This window comes from Luteibacter sp. SVR4-7G, from assembly GCF_056755555.1.
Window position 1 is genome coordinate 1 of record NZ_JBPGXO010000062.1, and the last position, 17,977, is coordinate 17,977.

Annotated in this window: 14 protein-coding genes; 7 read left to right on the forward strand and 7 right to left on the reverse strand. The window is 66.8% G+C overall.

Going from position 1 to position 17,977, the window contains the following annotated elements; translation table 11 throughout:
• Positions 1-287: 287 nt before the first annotated feature.
• Positions 288-485 (reverse strand): hypothetical protein, encoded by a 198-nt coding sequence (locus ACR9ZH_RS17250; protein WP_481291991.1) that lies wholly within the window; start codon positions 483-485, stop codon positions 288-290.
• 103 nt (positions 486-588) lie between these two features.
• Between ACR9ZH_RS17250 and ACR9ZH_RS17255 the strand changes: the two genes are divergently transcribed.
• Together ACR9ZH_RS17255 and ACR9ZH_RS17260 are read left to right on the forward strand one after the other, a co-directional pair.
• Positions 589-2,568 carry a M1 family metallopeptidase gene (locus ACR9ZH_RS17255; RefSeq protein WP_481291992.1) on the forward strand — a complete coding sequence of 660 codons (1,980 nt, stop codon included), beginning with the start codon at positions 589-591 and terminating at the stop codon, positions 2,566-2,568.
• Positions 2,565-3,476 (forward strand): hypothetical protein, encoded by a 912-nt coding sequence (locus ACR9ZH_RS17260; RefSeq protein WP_481291993.1) that lies wholly within the window; start codon positions 2,565-2,567, stop codon positions 3,474-3,476. The genes ACR9ZH_RS17255 and ACR9ZH_RS17260 overlap by 4 nt, the downstream gene beginning before the upstream one ends.
• A 179-nt stretch (positions 3,477-3,655) precedes the next feature.
• Here ACR9ZH_RS17260 and ACR9ZH_RS17265 read toward each other — a convergent pair whose 3' ends face one another.
• From ACR9ZH_RS17265 to ACR9ZH_RS17275, 3 genes are all read right to left on the reverse strand, one after another.
• Positions 3,656-4,192, reverse strand: a complete 537-nt coding sequence (locus ACR9ZH_RS17265; RefSeq protein WP_481292004.1) for a GNAT family N-acetyltransferase — start codon at positions 4,190-4,192, stop codon at positions 3,656-3,658.
• Between the two features lie 20 nt (positions 4,193-4,212).
• Positions 4,213-4,674, reverse strand: coding sequence for an SET domain-containing protein-lysine N-methyltransferase (locus ACR9ZH_RS17270; protein ID WP_481291994.1), 462 nt, complete (start codon positions 4,672-4,674; stop codon positions 4,213-4,215).
• 112 nt (positions 4,675-4,786) lie between these two features.
• Positions 4,787-5,104: a ComEA family DNA-binding protein gene (locus tag ACR9ZH_RS17275; protein ID WP_481291995.1), complete on the reverse strand. Its 318-nt coding sequence runs from the start codon at positions 5,102-5,104 to the stop codon at positions 4,787-4,789.
• Between the two features lie 192 nt (positions 5,105-5,296).
• Between ACR9ZH_RS17275 and ACR9ZH_RS17280 the strand changes: the two genes are divergently transcribed.
• From ACR9ZH_RS17280 to ACR9ZH_RS17295, 4 genes are all read left to right on the forward strand, one after another.
• Positions 5,297-6,739 carry a M20 family metallopeptidase gene (locus tag ACR9ZH_RS17280; protein WP_481291996.1) on the forward strand — a complete coding sequence of 481 codons (1,443 nt, stop codon included), beginning with the start codon at positions 5,297-5,299 and terminating at the stop codon, positions 6,737-6,739.
• Positions 6,736-7,425: a YggS family pyridoxal phosphate-dependent enzyme gene (locus tag ACR9ZH_RS17285; RefSeq protein WP_481291997.1), complete on the forward strand. Its 690-nt coding sequence runs from the start codon at positions 6,736-6,738 to the stop codon at positions 7,423-7,425. Before ACR9ZH_RS17280 ends, ACR9ZH_RS17285 begins: the two co-directional genes overlap by 4 nt.
• Before the next feature lie 256 nt (positions 7,426-7,681).
• The gene (locus ACR9ZH_RS17290; protein WP_481291998.1) at positions 7,682-8,410 is read left to right on the forward strand and encodes a C40 family peptidase; all 729 of its coding nucleotides are present in this window, start codon (positions 7,682-7,684) and stop codon (positions 8,408-8,410) included.
• A 106-nt stretch (positions 8,411-8,516) separates the two neighbouring features.
• Positions 8,517-9,281, forward strand: a complete 765-nt coding sequence (locus ACR9ZH_RS17295) for a pseudouridine synthase (RefSeq protein WP_481291999.1) — start codon at positions 8,517-8,519, stop codon at positions 9,279-9,281.
• A gap of 21 nt (positions 9,282-9,302) precedes the next feature.
• Here the strand turns inward: ACR9ZH_RS17295 and kbl are convergent, their stop codons facing one another.
• The 3 genes from kbl to tdh form a co-directional block, all read right to left on the reverse strand.
• Positions 9,303-10,502, reverse strand: coding sequence for a glycine C-acetyltransferase (gene kbl, locus ACR9ZH_RS17300; protein ID WP_481292000.1), 1,200 nt, complete (start codon positions 10,500-10,502; stop codon positions 9,303-9,305).
• A 76-nt stretch (positions 10,503-10,578) separates the two neighbouring features.
• Entirely contained in the window at positions 10,579-14,181 is a 3,603-nt protein-coding gene (locus ACR9ZH_RS17305) for a DUF748 domain-containing protein (RefSeq protein WP_481292001.1), read from the reverse strand.
• Between the two features lie 86 nt (positions 14,182-14,267).
• Positions 14,268-15,302: an L-threonine 3-dehydrogenase gene (gene tdh, locus ACR9ZH_RS17310; RefSeq protein ID WP_481292002.1), complete on the reverse strand. Its 1,035-nt coding sequence runs from the start codon at positions 15,300-15,302 to the stop codon at positions 14,268-14,270.
• 153 nt (positions 15,303-15,455) lie between these two features.
• Between tdh and ACR9ZH_RS17315 the strand changes: the two genes are divergently transcribed.
• Positions 15,456-17,609, forward strand: coding sequence for a S46 family peptidase (locus ACR9ZH_RS17315; RefSeq protein ID WP_481292003.1), 2,154 nt, complete (start codon positions 15,456-15,458; stop codon positions 17,607-17,609).
• Positions 17,610-17,977: the final 368 nt, after the last annotated feature.

A 17,977-nucleotide genomic window follows, 5' to 3' on the forward strand; every position in this document is an offset into this window, starting at 1 on the left:
TTCCGCAGGGAGGCGTAGGCCGGACGAGGACTTAGCGACAAAAATGGCGGGCGCCGGCGACCCGCCGCCACGCCGAAAGCAAAACGCGATGGCGAAGCCGAGCCGGGGCTTACGCTCCATGCGGCGAAGCCGCTTAGAACATGGGCCCGCGCCAGCGGGCCAACCGACGCGAAAGGCGGTCGCGCGCAGGCGCGCTCCTACAAAGAGCGTCCGTGTGGCACGCCGGCTCGAATCGTGACCTTTGGCCTATATCGGCGGCGCTCCCGGGGACGCAATCTCGTTCGCTTCTAGGGGAGGGCGGAACCGATGCGCCGCGAGGCAGCCAGAATCGTTCGATCGACCGTGGCCGGGATATGGCTTTGTGCCGGCGCTGCATGGGCCCAGGTGCCCGCTCCCGCGTCCACCACCGCGGTACCGCCACGGGCGCCCGCTCCCGCGTCCACCACCGCGGTACCGCCACAGGTCGCCGTGGCGCCCGCTGACATTCCCTTTGCTTCGCCGCATGCCGCCTTCGTACGCACGCCCAGTGCGCCGGATGCCTGGGGCGGGCCCCGCACCGGGAGCGAGGCCACGCTCTCCGATCGCGTCGTGTCCTATCGTATCCAGGCGCGGCTCGATCCCGCGAAACACACGGTCGACGGCCAGCAGCAGCTGACCTGGCGCAATCGCAGCGACCGGCCCGTGTCCGCGGTTTTCCTCCATCTCTACCTCAACGCCTTCGAAAGCGAGGGCAGCACGTTCTTTACCGAGCGGCGCCTCCTTGCGGCGCATGGCGGTTCGCGCGGCATCGCGCCGGTGAAGAAAGGGGAGTGGGGTCATATCGACCTCGGCAACGTCGAACAGGATGGCGCCGCGCTGAAGTGGCGCTACGTGCATCCCGACGGCGGTCCCGAGACCGATCACACCGTGGTGCGCGTGGACCTGGCGCAACCGGTGCCCGCGGGCGGCAGCGTCACGCTCGCCATGAACTTCCACAGCCAGCTGCCGCGCGTGATCCTGCGCACCGGCTACGTCGGCCAGTTCCATCTGGTGGGCCAGTGGTTCCCCAAGATCGGCGTGCTGGAACTGCCCGGCGAGCGCGGCGCCACCGAGCCGCGCTGGAACGTGCACGAGTTCCATTTCAACAGCGAGTTTTACGCCGACTTCGGCGAGTACGACGTCAGCGTGACGGCACCGAAGGATTACGTGGTGGCCGCGGTCGGCGAACAGCAGGGCGATCCCACGCCGGAAGGCAACGACCTCACCTGGCGCTTCATCCAGGGCGACGTGCACGACTTCGCCTGGATGGCAGCCCCGGGCTACAAGACGCTGGACGGCGAGTACACCGGACCCGGAAGTCCCCGGGTGAAGGTGCGGGTGGTGTATCCGCCCGAGTACGAAGCCAGCGCGAAGCCCGTGCTCAAGGCATCCATCGATTCGCTCGCGTATTTCTCCGGCACGCTGGGCCCGTACCCGTACAAGACGCTTACCGCCATCGTGCCGCCTTTCAATGCGGCGGAAGCGGGCGGCATGGAATATCCCACCTTCTTCACCGCCGACAGTTTCCTCAAGGTGACGCCGAAGACGGTGGACGAGTACCTGCTCGACTTCGTCACCATCCATGAGTTCGGCCACGGCTATTTCTACGGGCTGCTGGCCTCGAACGAGTTCGAGGAGCCGATGCTCGACGAGGGGCTGAACGAGTACTGGGACGACCGCATGCTGCGCGAGCGCGGGCAGAAGGTGTACCTCACCAAACCGCTGTGGCAGTTCTTCGGCGTGGAACCGCCGCTCGATGCGTTCATGCTCGAGCGCATGGACGGAACGCTGCGCCACCCTTCCGATCCGCTCGGCCAGAACGCCTGGGATCGCCTCTCGAGCGCGGACTACGGCACGGTTTACTCGCGCACCGCCACGGCAATGCACGATCTGGAAGAACGGCTCGGCAAGGACGTGACCGAAAAAGCGTTCCGCCAGTACTACGCCACCTGGCATTTCCGCCATCCGGGCATCGGCGACCTGCAAGCCACGCTCGCCAGCGTGTCCGGCAAGCCGGCAGTGGTGGCGCAGGTATTCGACCAGTACGTCTACGGCACCGAACGCATCGACGACAGCGTCAGCGACATCGTCAGCGAAGAGGTGCTGCCGCTCGCGGGCACCCGGATGAAGGATGGTCGCCGCGTGGAACTGAGCTCCGACGACAACGAGGAAGCGATCGAGAAACAGCGCGAGGGGTGGACGAAGGCGCATCCCGATGCCAGACCGGGCACCGGTCCATTCCCGTGGAAAACGATCGTGACGGTCCGGCGCGATGCCTCGCCCGTGCCGCAGACGCTCAAGGTGAGCTTCATGGACGGCTCCTCGGAAACCGTGCGCTGGGACGACGACCGCCGCTGGGCGCGCTTCGAGTTCGTGAAGCCTGTGAAGGCGGCGTCCGCCGAACTGGATCCGGAGCGGAAGATCTACCTCGACTCGGACAAGCTCAACGACAGCCGCACGGTCGAGAGCAACCACGCCGCTTCGCATCGCTGGGGCGCCGATTTCGCTGCGCTCCTGCAAGGCATCTACGCACTCCTGGGGACGCTATGAACGGACAGAAACGACGTTCCTCTCTGGCGGCCATCGGTGGTGGCGCCATGGCCGGCCTGCAGTGGCGGCTGATGCTGCTCTGGATCTTCGTCACCCTGCTGCCCACGCTCGTCGTGGCGCTTCCCTTGTGGCGGCTGCTCGACGGCCTGCTTGGCCACTCCGTGCACGCAGAGGCCTGGGCCGCGAAGTTCGACGGGCTGATGTTCGGCGACGTCTTCACGGCGCTGCAAAACGATCATGGGTGGATCGGCATGGCGTTCGTCGCCGGCATGTTGCTGACCTTCCTCACCGCGCCCTTCCTCGCCGGGATGATCGTGGCGGGCGGACGCGCGCATCGCACGCTCGGCTTCGGCGGCCTGATCCAGGGCGGCGCGGCGGAGTACGGGCGCATGCTTCGCCTGTCGATACTTGCGCTCATTCCCTATGGGCTGTTCCTCGCCGCAGCCTATGGCGCCTCCTCGTTCGCGGACGACAAGATCGACGGCGCGCTCCTGGCGTCGAGCGCGGACTGGTACCGGCACGGTGCGTTGGCGGTGGCGCTGCTGTTCTTCGTCGCCGCGCAAGCCGTCGTCGAATCGGCGCGCGCGCAGTTCATCGCCGATATCGGCTTGCGTTCCGCGCTCAGGGCGCTGGGCCGGGGCTTCGCGCAGTTCGTCCGCCGGCCGTTCGCGACCTTGTTCGTGTACCTGGCAATCACCCTGGCCGGTGGCGTGCTGCTGGTGGCGATCGCATCGTGGCGCGGCCACGTGACGGGCGCCGGCAGCGGGCTTCCGCTCGGCATCCTCATCGTGCAGCTGGGTGTCATCGTGGTGGCCTGGATGCGCACGGCGCGCCTGCTGGCGCTGGCGGGCCTCATGGCGGTGGGTCCGCATCGCCGCCGCCGCAGCGATTTCGCGCCGGCGCTGTAGGAGCGCGCGCAGCGCGCGACATGTTTTGAGGCCGGGCCTTGTAGGAGCGCGCGCAGCGCGCGACATGTTTTGAGGCCGGGCCTTGAATTTGACGCGCTTGGTTGCGGACTGGAGCGAAGAGCTGTCGCGCGCGGGGCGCGCTCCTACAGCGGATGATGGTCACCCACAGCGGATGAGAGTCAGCCTGCGCGGCGGACGGCCCGGTGTGGCGGGTAGTACGCGAACAGGTGGGTCGCGCCGCCAAGGAAGTCGATGTTGTCGATGTGCTCGCCGCCGAGTCGCTCGGCGACGTGGTCGGAGGCCTCGTTGCCGATGCGCACCAAGCTGATGACGCGCTGCGCGTGCATCTGTTTCCAGGCGTAGTCGAGGATCGCCTCGCCCGCTTCGGTGGCATAGCCGTGGTGACGATGTTCCGGTTTCAGCATCCAGCCCAGTTCGAGGTCGGGCCAGCCCTCGGGCTTCATGAGGCCCGCGCGGCCGATGAACTCGCCGGTGTCCTTCAACTCGATGGCCCACATGCCGCAGCCGCGCAGCGCCCAGTGGCCGAGCAGCATGGCCATCGAGCGCCAGGCGTTCATGCGATCCAGCGGCTGGCCGTCGCCGATCCAGCGCGTGCTGTCGGCGTCCGCGAGCATGGCCGCGTAATCGTCGAAGTGGCGCTCGGTGAGGGCGGTGAGCCGCAGGCGCGGCGTTTCCAGGACGGGGATGTCTACTATTGCCATCGAAGTGACCAGTGTCAGCCGAGCAGGAGTGCCAGCGCGCGCGTGCTCTGCGCAAGGCTTTCCTGCCAGGACAAGCCGGTTATTTTCTCACCAGTGGCCGCGTCATGGAAGCTCTCCTCCTGGCCGGGGGCGAGGAGGTGGCGGTAATCTACTGTGATCTCAGTGCCTTGTGCGAGGTTCTTCGCGGCGAAGATGAAGCCGAGGTGCCACAAGCCGGTCGGCTCGAAGCTGTGATTCACGTAGCACTCGTCCGGCCAGTCGGGCGAGACGGTGTAGCGGTCTTCGAACCAGCGGGCTGCGGCATGGAGTTCGGCAGACAGCTCGGGCGAGCCCGTCAGTTCGGCCCAGCTGTGGGTGCGGTCGATCTGGTCGGGCGCGGTGACGATGCGCCCGGCCGCCACGAATTCGTCGACGAACAGGCCCTTGCCGGCGCCGGGGATGGCGGAATCGGCGATGCGGTAACGCGGCAGGATCATTGCTTCATCAAGCCCCTGTGCCATGCGGCGCGCGAGTTCGGCGCCGGCATGGGGCGCGAGTGTAGCGCTTTCGGCAGGCGTGGGAAGCGGCGCGGCTTCCCACGCGGCCGGTTCAGTCCTCTTCGCCACCACGGGCGCGGCGCGCGGGCCTGGCCTTTTTCGCGGGCTTCGCGCCGTCCACCTGGATGGCCTCGCGGTTGCGCTCCACGAGCGAAGCGCCGATGCCCTTCACCTGGGCGAGCTGGTCGGCGGACTCGAAGGCGCCGTTCGCCTCGCGCCAGGCCACGATGGCCTGGGCCTTGGCCATGCCGACGCCGTCCAGCGACCGGGCGAGCGTCGTGGCGTCGGCGGTGTTGATGTTCACCGGCGTGGAGGCCGTGGCGAGGGGCGAGAGCAGGAAGCCGGCGAGGGCGATGAGATAGCGGTTCAAGATGATTCTCCTCGTGGAGCGCCGGATGGCGCAGGGGCACTCTGGGACGCGCGGCTGGCTCAGCGAACCGGCGCCGGGCGCGGAGCCAAGTACGCGGTCGCCGGGGCAATGCCGGCATGCTTTCCCACACGCAGTGGGGCTCCGATGTCGCGCTGTTACAATCGCCCTTTGACCCATCGAGCGTGCCAGAGCATGGATACCTCCCGAATTTCCTCCTTCGTCAGCGACCTCTGGGATGCGGAGATCGTCCCGCAACTGGTCGAATACATCCGCATCCCGAACAAATCGCCGATGTTCGACGCCCAGTGGCGCGAGCATGGCTACATGGACCAGGCGGTGTCGCTGATGGAGGCGTGGGCACGCTCGAAGCTGCCGGCCCTCGAGGGCGCCTCGCTGGAGGTGGTGCGGCTGGAAGGACGCACGCCGCTCATTTATATCGACGTGCCGGCGCAAGGCGTGCAGGGTGCGGGCACGGATGAAACCGTCGTCCTTTACGGCCACCTCGACAAGCAGCCGGAGATGACGGGCTGGGCCGAGGACCTCGGTCCGTGGACGCCGGTGATCAAGGGCGACAAGCTTTACGGGCGCGGCGGCGCGGACGATGGCTACGCGATCTTCGGTTCCCTGGCCGCGCTGCTGGCGCTGCGCGACCAGGGCGTCCCCCATGCCCGCTGCGTGATCCTCATCGAGGCCTGCGAGGAATCGGGCAGCTACGATCTCCCGTACTACGTGGACCACCTCGCCGGCCGCATCGGCAACCCTGCGCTCGTGGTCTGCCTCGATTCGGGCTGCGGCAACTACGACCAGCTCTGGCTCACCACCTCGCTGCGCGGCATGACTGGCGGCAACCTCACGGTGCAGGTGCTGGAAGAGGGCGTGCATTCGGGCGACGCCTCAGGCGTGGTGCCGTCGAGCTTCCGCATCCTGCGCGACATCCTCAGCCGGCTCGAGGACCCCGCCACAGGCAAGATCGTGCCGAAGGAACTGTATGTCGACATCCCGCCACAGCGCATCGAGCAGGCGCGCCGTTCGGCCGAGGTGCTGAGCACCGCGGTCTACGACAAGTTTCCCTTCGTTGAGGGCATGAGGCCAGTCACCGACGACCTTTCCGAACTGGTGCTCAACCGCACGTGGCGGCCGCAGCTGGCGGTGACCGGCGTGGGCGGCATGCCGGCGCTGGACAGCGCGGGTAACGTGCTGCGCCCGAAGACCTCGGTGAAGCTCAGTCTGCGCGTGCCGCCGACGCTGTCCGGCGCGAAGGCCGGCAAGTTCCTCAAGCAACTGCTCGAGAAGGACCCGCCGTACGGCGCGAAGGTCACCTTCGACCTGGAAAAGGACGGCAGCGGCTGGAACGCGCCGGCGCTTTCGCCATGGCTCGAGGAAGCGGTGGCGCAGGCCTCGGAGCATTACTTCGGCGCGCCCGCCGCGTACATGGGCGAGGGCGGCAGCATCCCCTTCATGGGCATGCTGGGCGAAAAGTTTCCGCAGGCGCAGTTCCTCATCACGGGGGTGCTCGGCCCGCATTCGAACGCGCATGGCCCGAACGAATTCCTGCACATTCCCACCGGCAAGCGCGTGAGCATGGTGGTGGCCGACGTGGTGGCCCGCCACTTCCAGGAAGCCTCGAAGGGATGAGCCTCGCCGCGCGTCTCGAAGGCGTGCAGGCGTCGATCGCCGACGCCTGCCGCCATGCGGGCCGCGATCCCGCGGAGGTGGTCCTGCTTCCGGTGAGCAAGACCTTTGGCGAGGACGTCGTTCGCGAAGCGATGGGCCTCGGCCTGCGCCGGTTCGGAGAGAACAAAGCGCAGGAGGTCCAGGCGAAAGCGACGGCACTCGCCGGGGAGGACCTGGACTGGGTCGTCATCGGCCACCTGCAGACGAACAAGGCGAAGACGATCGCCACGTATGCGAGCGAGGTCCAGTCGCTCGACCGCCTCGACCTGGCCGTGGCGCTGGAAAAGGCACTGCAGGCGCGCGGGCGTGGCATCGACGTGCTCGTGCAGGTGAAGACCTCATCCGAGGAATCGAAATCGGGGCTCGCCCCGGAGCAATTGCTTCCGTTCCTCGGCGAACTGAAAGCCTTCGCCTCGCTGCGCCTGCGCGGATTGATGACCCTGGCCGAAAACAGTGACGACGAAGCGCGGGTGAGGGCCTGTTTCCGCACCCTGTACCGCTTGCGTGACCGGGCTCGCGACGCCGGTCACGCGGTGGATCGCCTGTCGATGGGCATGAGCGGCGACTACACGCTGGCCATCGCCGAGGGCAGTACCGAAGTGCGAATCGGCTCCGCCATCTTCGGGGCAAGGTCTTACAAGGTCTAGCCGCCGCTACCTACAGCTGGCGCCCCTGCCGAATTCCGTCAGTCCTCACGAATGTGAAGGCAAGTGCCTCACGCCATTCAGTTTTTTGGTCGCGAACCCGCATTTTTTTGCGACTAGTCTGAATCTTTCCTAGGAACTGCCGTTTTTAACTTTATGCCAACAACAAGGTGGACGTGGTTTGGTAACTTCACCCCTCGTTCACGGTCGTCTCACCTTCACGGCGGCTTAACTTCACGATGAATAGGCCTTTTCGCTCATGCATTTAAAGCGACTGACCGCTCTCGCGTTAGCCTCCTGCTGCATCGCCGCCATCACACCCGCTATAGCCGATACGATCTCCGCTCCACAGGCTCTTGACCAGTCCGCGACCCTTCTCCTGACCGACCTGCCGGTGTTCTCCCCGGCCACCGCACTGGCTCAGTCCACCGTTCCCGATATCGCTTCACTCGCCGCGCCCAAGGGCGCCGCCTCCAAGGCCATCGCTTCCACGGCCACCGATGCCGCCGTCGCCTCCGATGACGACGCCAGCGCCGACGACGATGACGACAGCCTCGTCGCCGCCGCCACCGACAGGCTCGCCGGCCACGTCGATGGCCACGCCCGCCAGGCGCTTCTCGCCTTCGCCATGAAGCTCCGCGACATTCGCTACCATCGCGGCGGGCGCAAGCCCTCCACCGGTTTCGATTGCAGCGGCTTCGTCCGCTACGTGTTCCTGCACAGCATCGGCCTGGACCTCCCGACCAATTCGGCCAGCCAGTTCCTCGCCGGCCTCAAGGTCAAGCGCAACGAAATGAAGACGGGCGACCTGGTCTTCTTCCGCACCCGCGGCAAGGCCATCTCGCACGTCGGCATCTACATCGACAACGGCCAGTTCATCCATTCGCCGTCGGCCGGCAAGACCGTCCGCGTCGACAGCCTCAACGAGGCGTACTGGGCCAAGCACTTCGTCGGCGCCAAGCGCCCCGAAGGCATCGCCAAGATCTGACGGGCTCCTTCAACGTATATTTCCGAAACGGCATGCTCCGGCATGCCGTTTTTTTTGTCGCCCGCACCACGTCGGCCGGGCTGGCGCATCCGTTATCCTTCGGCACATGTCTCGTCATTCCCCGCGCGGCAGGACCCGGCCACCCGGCCGTCCTGTAGCTCCCGTCCACGGCCTCGCGCGCACGCTGTCCAAGCGTGGCATCTGCTCGCGCAGCCAGGGGGAACGGATGGTGAAGGAAGGACGCGTGCGCGTGGACGGACGTCTCGTCCGCGATCCGGAATGGCCCATCGCCGGACACGAACGGATCGACGTGGACGGCGCTTCGGTGGAAGCCACGGCGCCCGTTTACCTCGCCCTGAACAAGCCACGCGGCATCGTCGTGTCGGCCGCGGACGAGCGCGGGCGCGAGACCGTGTATTCCCTCCTGGAAGGTGCGGGATTGCCCTGGCTTGGTCCGGTGGGAAGGTTGGACAAGGCCAGCGAGGGCCTGCTGCTGCTGAGCAACGACACCGTGTGGGCGGCAGGGATTACCGATCCCGCGACGCATGTGCCGAAGACCTATCACGTACAGGTGGCGGGCAAGCCCGGCGAGGCGACGATCGCCGCCATGCTGGAAGGTGTCGTGGAGGACGGCGAGCCGTTGCGTGCCGGCGCGGCCTCGCTGCTGCGCCAGGGCGAACGCAACGCATGGCTGGAGGTCACCCTGGACGAAGGCCGCAACCGGCACATCCGCCGCCTGCTGGCGGCGCTGGGTTTCGACGTGCTGCGGCTGGTGCGGGTAGCGATCGGCGATCTGGCCCTCGGCGAACTACCGAAAGGCCAGTGGCGGCATCTGGATGCCAGTGAAGTATCCGCGCTACGCCGCCGCTGACGGAACAGGTGTGGTGTGTGGTCAGCTCTTTAGCACGCCGAGTTTCCGGCCGACCTTGGTGAACGCGGCGATGGCGCGGTCGAGGTGCTCGCGGGTATGCGCCGCGCTCATCTGCGTGCGGATGCGCGCCTTGCCTTGCGGCACCACGGGGAAGAAGAAGCCGGTGACGTAGATGCCTTCCTCCAGCAGTTCCGACGCCATGGCCTGGGCCTGCTTGGCGTCGTAGATCATCACCGGAACGATCGGGTGCTGGCCCGGACGGATGTCGAAGCCGGCTTCGGTCATCTTCTCGCGGAAGTAGCGGGTGTTTTCCTTCACCTTTTCGCGCAGCTCTCCCGCCGAGGCGAGCATGTCGAACACCTTGATGCCTGCCGCGACCACGTGCGGCGGCAGCGAGTTCGAGAACAGGTACGGGCGCGAGCGCTGGCGCAGCATCTCGATCACCTCGCGGCGGCCCGTGGTGAAGCCGCCGAGCGCACCGCCGAGGGCCTTGCCGAGGGTGCCGGTGAAGATGTCGATCTTATCCATGACGCCATGCAGCTCGGCGGAACCGCGGCCGGTGTCGCCGAGGAAGCCGGTGCAATGGCATTCGTCGATGTGCACGAGCGCGCCGTACTTGCGGGCCAGCGCGGTGATCTGGTCGAGCGGGGCGACGAAGCCGTCCATGGAGAACGCGCCGTCGGTGGTGATGAGCTTGGTGCGCGCCCCGGCGGCGTCGGCCGCCTGCAGCTGCGCCTCGAGGTCGGCCATGTCGCAGTTCGCATAACGGAAGCGTTTGGCCTTGCACAGGCGGATGCCGTCGATGATCGAGGCGTGGTTGAGCGCGTCGGAGATCACCGCGTCCTCTTCGCCCAGCAAGGGCTCGAACAGGCCGCCGTTGGCGTCGAAGCAGGCGGCGTAGAGGATCGTGTCCTCGGTGCCGAAGAAGCCGGCGATCTGCCGCTCCAGCGCCTTGTGCAGGTCCTGCGTGCCGCAGATGAAGCGCACGCTGGCCATGCCGAATCCGTGCGTGTCCAGGGCGTCCTTGGCCGCCTGGATCACGTCCGGATGGTCGGCAAGGCCGAGGTAGTTGTTCGCGCAGAAGTTGAGGACCTTGCGGCCTCCTTCCAGTTCGATCTCGGCCGACTGCGGCGAGACGATGACCCGTTCGTTCTTGAACAGGCCCTGCTCGCGGATGGATTCGAGCTCGCTGGCGAAACGGGTCTGGCCGGGGTAGGACATGGTCGGGAAGGCCTTGGCGTAGGAGAATTCCTATTGTGAGGCCTTTACCCGGATGAGAAAACCTCGGTCTCCAGTCTCAGTGCAGGCCGAAATCCACGCGTGTCGTCTTTCCCCCGTCGTCAATCCCCTTGGCATCCGTCTTAGGCGCCACGACGAACACGCGTTTGCCGTCCACCTTGCCCTGGAGCCATTGCTGCACGGCGGACGCGCGGCGCTCGGCGAGATGTCGCAAGGCATCTGCATCGACCGGCATGTTGGCCTCCATGAGAGCGCGCATCTCGTCCGGCGGGAGCGACTTGGACAAGCCGATCACGTTCTTCGGTTTCGGAAACGACGCGTGGCGGTAGGCTCGTTCGAGATACTTCTCACGCTCCTCGTCAGTCGGCGGCGTAGTGTCGTCGTCCTTCGCGTTCGCCTGCTCCTGGCGGACGAGGTCGTCGACCATCACCGTGCGCAGGCCGCTTTCGTCCTTTGCCGGATCGACGCGGCCGACGATGTCGAGGTTGATCGAGGGCTTTTCGGTCAGCACCTTCACGATTTCGCCCAGCTTCGCCTGTCCGTCGGCATCGAGCACGGCCGAACCGGGCGGGAACTCGACATAGCCGAGGTCCTGGCGCCCGCCACCGCCGCCGATGGACGCCAGCAGCCGGAACGGCGAGGTCACCGCCTTCGCGATGAGGTTGCCGATGGCTCGCCAGACCAGGCCGCCGACGCTGAACTGGGGATCGTCGAGCGAGCCGGTGACGGGAATGCGCACGTCGATGCGGCCCTCGCTGTCCTTCAACAGCGCGACGGCCAGTTTCACCGGCAGGTGGTTGATCCCGGGGCCGTCGATGCGGTCGCCGAAGGTGAGCTGATCGATGAAGATGTGGTTGTCGGCGGTCAGCTTGCGCTGGTCGAGCAGGTAGTGGACATCGACGTTGAGCCGGCCCTTCGTGATCGGATAGCCGGCGTACTTGCCGGAGTAGGGCGACAGGTTGGCGAGCTGGATGCCTTCGGCCTTGGCGGTGATGTCGAGGAACGCCACCGGCGTGAGCGGGTTGATGGTGCCGCGGATGTCCACGGGGGCGTTGTCGTCGAGCTGGCCTGTCAGGGTCAGTTCCGCGGGCGAGGCGCCGCCCGTCGTGCCGAAGGCGCCGATCTTGCCGGTGAGCTGCGTCACGTCGGCGGTGTAGTTGGGCTTGATGAAATTGTCGGTGTAGTTGAGATGGCCCTTGGTCAGGCTGACCTGGCCGATGCGGACGTCCGCCGCGGGGCCAGCGGCGACCGGGGCCGGGCTCGTCGCGGCGGGAGCGGGCGCCGGCGCGGCGGCGTCGCGTGCCTCGGTCACCGACACCGCGCCCGGTGCCTCCGGACCGGCAACGACGTCCTGCAGGTTCAGCCGTCCATTCGCGTTGATGATGACGCGCGCATAGAAATCATCCAGGGCGAGGCCGCCGATGTCGACGCGCGGCACGTCCTCGCCGAGCCTGATGGCCATGCCCGACGCGCTCAGCGAGGTCCAGCGCAGGAAGTCCGCGTCGGTCACCTTGTCCAGCACGCGTACGCGGCCTAGCGTGGCTTCGCCAAGATAGGCGATGCGTGCGGGCGCGGTTCCCCTGTCCGTATAGCGCACGCGGCCGTCGAGGCTCAGCAGGCCGCTGGCGATGCGCACGTTCAGCGGCACGGTCACCAGTGCCTGCAACGGCGCCACGTTGAGCTGTTTCGCTTTCACGACCAGTTGCGCGTCGAGCGGCTGCGGCTTCACTTTCCCGGTGACCGCGAACGTTCCCTTGCCCAGCGCTCCCTTCAGGTCGAGCGTCACCGGCTCCTTCATGTTGTCGGACAGGCCATCGATGCCGAACGACGTGGCTTTCAGTTCGATGCCGTCATTGCGGCGCTGCGCCTTCGGGTCGCGCAAGGTCAGTGCGCCGTCGCCGAGACCGACATGTCCGATACTCCATCGCCATGCCGGCGAGGAGGCTTGCGACGCTTTCGTGGCTGGCGCCGCCTTCACCACGCGGGCGAGGTCGAGACTGCCGTCGGCGAGGCGCCGGAGGTCCAGCGCGAGGCCGTCGAGCGTCAGGGTGTCGAGGCGTGCTTCGCTGGTCGCGAGGTCGACCAGGGCGATCGATGCCTTCATCGACTTCCAGGTGACGGGCGCGGACCGCTCACGCCGCGGAACGAGGCGGAAGCCATCCACGCTGGCCTGCGCCTTGGCGATCCGTACCGTGGCTGCTTCGTGCCAGTCGAGCGCGAGTTCGCCATTTGCCCCCAGGCTGCCGCCCGTGATGTCGGCGTCGAGCGGCGGCGGCGCCAGCGGCACCAGGGCCGCGAGCGACACGTTCGCCATCGAGAGCGTGCCGGCATAGCGGCTGGCGGCGAGGTCCAGCGTGCCCTTCGTCGCGACGGTGCCGCCGGCCATGCGCGCGGCGAGGTCGAGGTTCGCCACGGGCGCCGCGACGGTGCTCAGGCCACGGATGCTGCCTTGCACACCTTCGAGCAGCAGGTGCGCGGGAGCCGGGGCGGCGAGGTCGGCGTACTCGAGGCGGGCGTCCTTCAGGACCAGCGCGTCGATGCGCACGTCGGTCGGTTTGGCGTTCGCCGGCGGAGGCGGAGCGGAAGGTCCACCGGTGAGCGCGTCGAAGTTGCTGCGGCCGCCCGGCAGCCGCGCGTAGCGGACGCCGAAGCGGTCGAGCGCGACGTTGCCCAGGCGGTAACGCGACGTCAACGGTTCCAGCGCGGTGAGCGCGGCGTCGCCGTGGCCCAGTTCGAGGATGGAGTCACCGCCTTTTTCGTTGACCTTCAGGTCGTCGACGGCAATGCGCCCGCTCAGGATCACGTGCGGCTTCGATTCCGCCATCGTGAAGCGCAGGTCGAGGCGCCCCGACAACTTGCCGCTGGGAACCGCCACCGGCAAGGGCGTGGGCACGAAGCCGAGGTAGCGGGGCAGGTCGAGGCGGTCGAGGCGGAAGCTGACCAGCGATTCATGGCTGTCGGCGAATGGCTTGGTCTGCCCCTCGACGCGAAGCGGGCTGCCATCGACGTTCATGGCGAGCAGCGGGCGCACGTAGATGTCCGTGGCGCTGGGCAGGCTGGCGATGAAGGGCACGCCGAGTTCGATATGGTCGAGGCGGTGCGTGGCGTTAAGCACGCGATCGTCGAAATCGATCTGCCCACCATGGACGGCGATATTGGAGACGGCGAAGCGCGCCGGTCCCTCGTCGGGTGTGGAGGGACCCGAGGCGAACCGGTCAAGGATGTCGGAGAAATTGAAGCGCTGCGGCGCGGTCCTTCGCAGGTGCACCTTCGGCCCCTCGATATCGAGCGCATCGAGGATCGGGGCGGCGCGGAACAGCGACGCCCACGAGGCGTCCGCGCTGATCTTGTCGACGTCCACGAAGGACGACTTGCCGTCCGCTTCGCCGAGATGCAGGCGTTCGACGGTGAGCCGCAACGTGAAGGGGTTGAGCGAGAGTCCACCGATCGTCACCGGACGCCCCAGTGCGGCGCTGGCGCGGGATTCGGCCTGGGAGCGGATCAGGGGCGGGGCGGCGAAAAAGCCCAGCAGGCCGAAAACGACCAGGGCGACGAGGGCCCCGGCGAGGATGCGCCGGGTCCGTCGCGACCGGTAAAGGGCGAGCGCCCGTTCGCGGCCCCTGTCCAGAGAAAGCCTTCCCCTGATCTTGCGTGTATCCATGCCGCCAACTCCCCGGACGATCCGAATTCCCCGGCGGAGTGTACTCGCCGGGAAACCCGTTGGAGGGACGGATCAGGCAATCCGGATCAGGTCCAGGAACAGACGACCTTGCCGCACTGGCCGGCGTCCATCAGGTCGAAGCCTTTCTGGAAGTCGTCGATGGCGATCTGGTGCGTCAGCACCTTCTGCAGCGGGAAGCCCGTGAGAACCATCTGAGTCATCTTGTACCAGGTCTCGTACATGCGACGGCCGTAGATGCCCTGCAGGGTGAGGCCCTTGAAGATCACCTTGTCCCAGTCGATGCCGGCGCCGCGCGGCATGATGCCGAGCATGGCGATCTTGCCGCCGTGGTACATGCACTCGAGCATGTCGCCGAAGGCGCGCGGGTTGCCGCTCATCTCCAGGCCCACGTCGAAACCTTCGATGTGCAGGTCCTTCACCACGTCCTTGAGTGACTGGTTGGCGACGTTCACCACGCGCGTGGCCCCCATGTCGGCGGCCAGCTTGAGGCGGTAGTCGTTGACGTCGGTCACCACGACGTTGCGCGCGCCCACGTGCTTGGCGATGCCCGCGGCGATGATGCCGATGGGGCCGGCGCCGGTGATGAGCACGTCCTCGCCGATCAGGTCGAACTCCAGCGCGCAGTGCGCGGCGTTGCCGTACGGATCGAAGAAGGCGGCCAGCTCGGACGGGATCTGGTCGGGAATCGGCCACAGGTTAGAGGCCGGCATGGTCATGTATTCGGCGAAGGCGCCGTTGCGGTTCACGCCGATGCCGAAGGTGTTCGGGCACAGGTGCTGGCGCCCCGCACGGCAGTTGCGGCAATGGCCGCAAACGATGTGGCCCTCGGCGGACACGCGGTCGCCGATCTTGTAGCCGGTGACGCCCGGGCCGATGTCGGCGATGCGGCCGACGAACTCGTGGCCGATGGTGAGCCCCGGCGTGATGGTGCGCTGGGACCACTCGTCCCACTTGTAGATGTGCAGATCGGTGCCGCAGATGGCGGTCTTCTCGATCTTGATCAGGACCTCGTTCGGGCCGACCTGCGGCACCGGCACTTCTTCCATCCAGATGCCTTGCTCTGGCTTGCGCTTGACCAGCGCCTTCATCGTCTGCTGCATGGGGCTCTTGGGTTCCGGGTAGGGAAGTCCGCCGGGCGGACCGAAACGTTCATTATAGGCGGTCCGTGGGAAGCTCGCTCCCACGTCGGCCATTGCCAGTCCTTCCGGCCCCCTCTATGGTCGGAACGGTTTTTTCTTACGGGGCAATGAAGCATGCGAATCCGCTCGATGATGCTGGGAGCCGCCATGGCGCTGGCGCTGGACGCGAAGGCAGACGAGGGCATGTGGCTGCCGTCGCAGCTGCCCGGTATTGCGAAGAATCTCAGGGAGGCCGGCTTCCATGGCGACCCGAAGGACCTCGCCGACCTCACCCGGGCGCCCCTCAATGCCGTGGTCCGGGTCGGCGGAGGTACCGGCTCCTTCGTCTCTCCCGACGGCCTTGTGGTCACCAATCACCACGTGGCCTTCGGCGTCATCCAGTACAACTCCCGGCCGGACCGCGACCTGATCGCCAACGGCTACGTGGCCCCCGACCGGGCGGGCGAGTTGCCTGCCAACCCCGACTACCGCCTGCGGGTGACGATAGGCTTCGACAAGGTCACGGATCGGATCCTCGCCGCGGCCAGGGGCAAGACGGGCAAGGCGTACTACGACGCGGTGGACGCCGCCAGCAAGGCGCTCGTCGCCGAGTGCGAGAGCGAGGCCGGGATCAGGTGCAGCGTCGCGAACATGTTCTACGGCCGTGACTTCTACCTGGTGAAGCAGCTCGAACTGCGCGACCTGCGCCTCGTCTACGCGCCGCCCCGGGCCATCGGCAACTACGGCGACGAGGTCGATAACTTCGTCTGGCCACGCCACGCCGGCGACTTCACCATCCTCCGCGCTTATGTGGGCCCCGACGGCAAGCCCGCCGACTATTCGCCCGACAACAAGCCTTACCATCCGCCCTCGCACCTGAAGCTCGCCACCGGCGGCGTGGCCGAAGGCGACTTCGTGATGCTGGCGGGCTATCCGGGCATCACCTACCGCCACCGCACGGCCGCGGAGTTCGCCGATCAGGTGGAATGGCGCCTGCCGACCTCGGTGGAGGTGCTGAAAGCCTTGCAGGAGGTGATCGAGACCAAGGGCAAGGATGATAAGAACGCGGCCATCCGCTACGCGTCGCAACTGCAGTCGCTGAAGAACGGCATCAAGCGTTTCAGCGGCGAGCTGGAAGGCCTGCAACGCAGCGATGCCGCCACCGTGCGCCGCGAAGACGAGGCCGCCATGCTCGCCTGGCTCGCCACGCAGCCCGAGGGCAAGACGCTGAAGCCGGAGATCGACCAGGTCATGGCGCTCATCGCCCAGGACAAGGACGTGCGCGAGCGTGACCTGCTGGTTGGTCTGCTGTCGTCGCAGACCCAGTTGATGAAGGGTGCGCTCGCGGTGGACCGCCTGTCGCTCGAGCGCCCGAAGGCCGATGCGGAGCGCGAAACGGGGTACCAGAAGCGCGACGAGGAACTGATCCGCAGCCAGCTGAAGCAGATCCAGCGGCGCTACGATCCCGCCGTGGAAAAAGCGCTCATCACCTCGATGATGCTGCGCTACCAGAAGCTACCCGAGGCCGGGCGCTTGCCCGAGGTGGACAAGGTCTTCGGCCGCACGCCTGCCGAGCTGGCGAAGGCACTCGACCGCATCTACGCGGGAACGAAGCTCGGCGACGAGCCGGAGCGCACTGGGTTGTTCGAGGCCTCGCCGGCGGACGTCGCAGGCAGCAAGGATCCCTTGCTGGTGGCGGCGCGTACACTGCGCCCGGCGCTCCTGCGCATCGAGGACGAACGCAAGTCGCGCGAAGGCGAGCTTCTGCGCCTGCGTCCGGCTTACATGCAGGGGCTCATCGCCTACCGCGAGAAGCAGGGCAAGGCGGTCTATCCGGACGCGAACTCGACCTTGCGCGTGAGCTACGGCAAGGTCACGCCGCTGATGGCCCGCGACGCGGTGACGTACGCTCCATTGACCACGGTCGCCGGTATCCTCGAGAAGAACACCGGCAAGCCGCCCTTCGACGCACCGAAGCCGCTGCTGGACGCGATCCACAAGGGCGACTTCGCCGGCTACGCCGATCCCGCCACGGGCGCCATGCCGGTCGACTTCCTGAGCAACCTCGACACCACGGGCGGCAACTCCGGCTCCCCGGTGCTCAATGCCAAGGGCGAACTGGTCGGCCTGAACTTCGACAGCAACTGGGAAGCGGTAAGCGCCAGCTGGATGTACGACCCGCGCTACAAGCGCGCCATCCACGTCGACATGCGCTACATCCGCTGGCTCATGGACAAGGTGTACCCATCGCCAGCGCTGCTGCGCGAGCTCGGCGTACCCCAAAACTGACGTCGCCCCTGCGCAGGCAGGGGCCTAGCGACTTCCGCCCTGACGCGGAACGAGTCGCTGGGTTCCTGCCTGCGCAGGAACGACGAGCCGCATTATCCACAGCGCGTGTGGATACCTGCTGGATAAGCGTGTGGACAACTTCTTTCCGCCGTTGCACGGCGCGCACTTGCGTTGCATCGGGTAAAAAATCGCCAGCCCGTTCGCGATATCCACAGCCGGTGTGGATACGCGCTGCATAAGCATGTGGACAAGTCCGATTCGCTCAACGCCGGCGGTTACTTGCCTTGCACTGGTCAAGGAGTGAGCAGTGCATGCGGCGGGGCTCGATGTAGATGCGCGCTTTGAACTGAGCACAGAAGTTGGACATC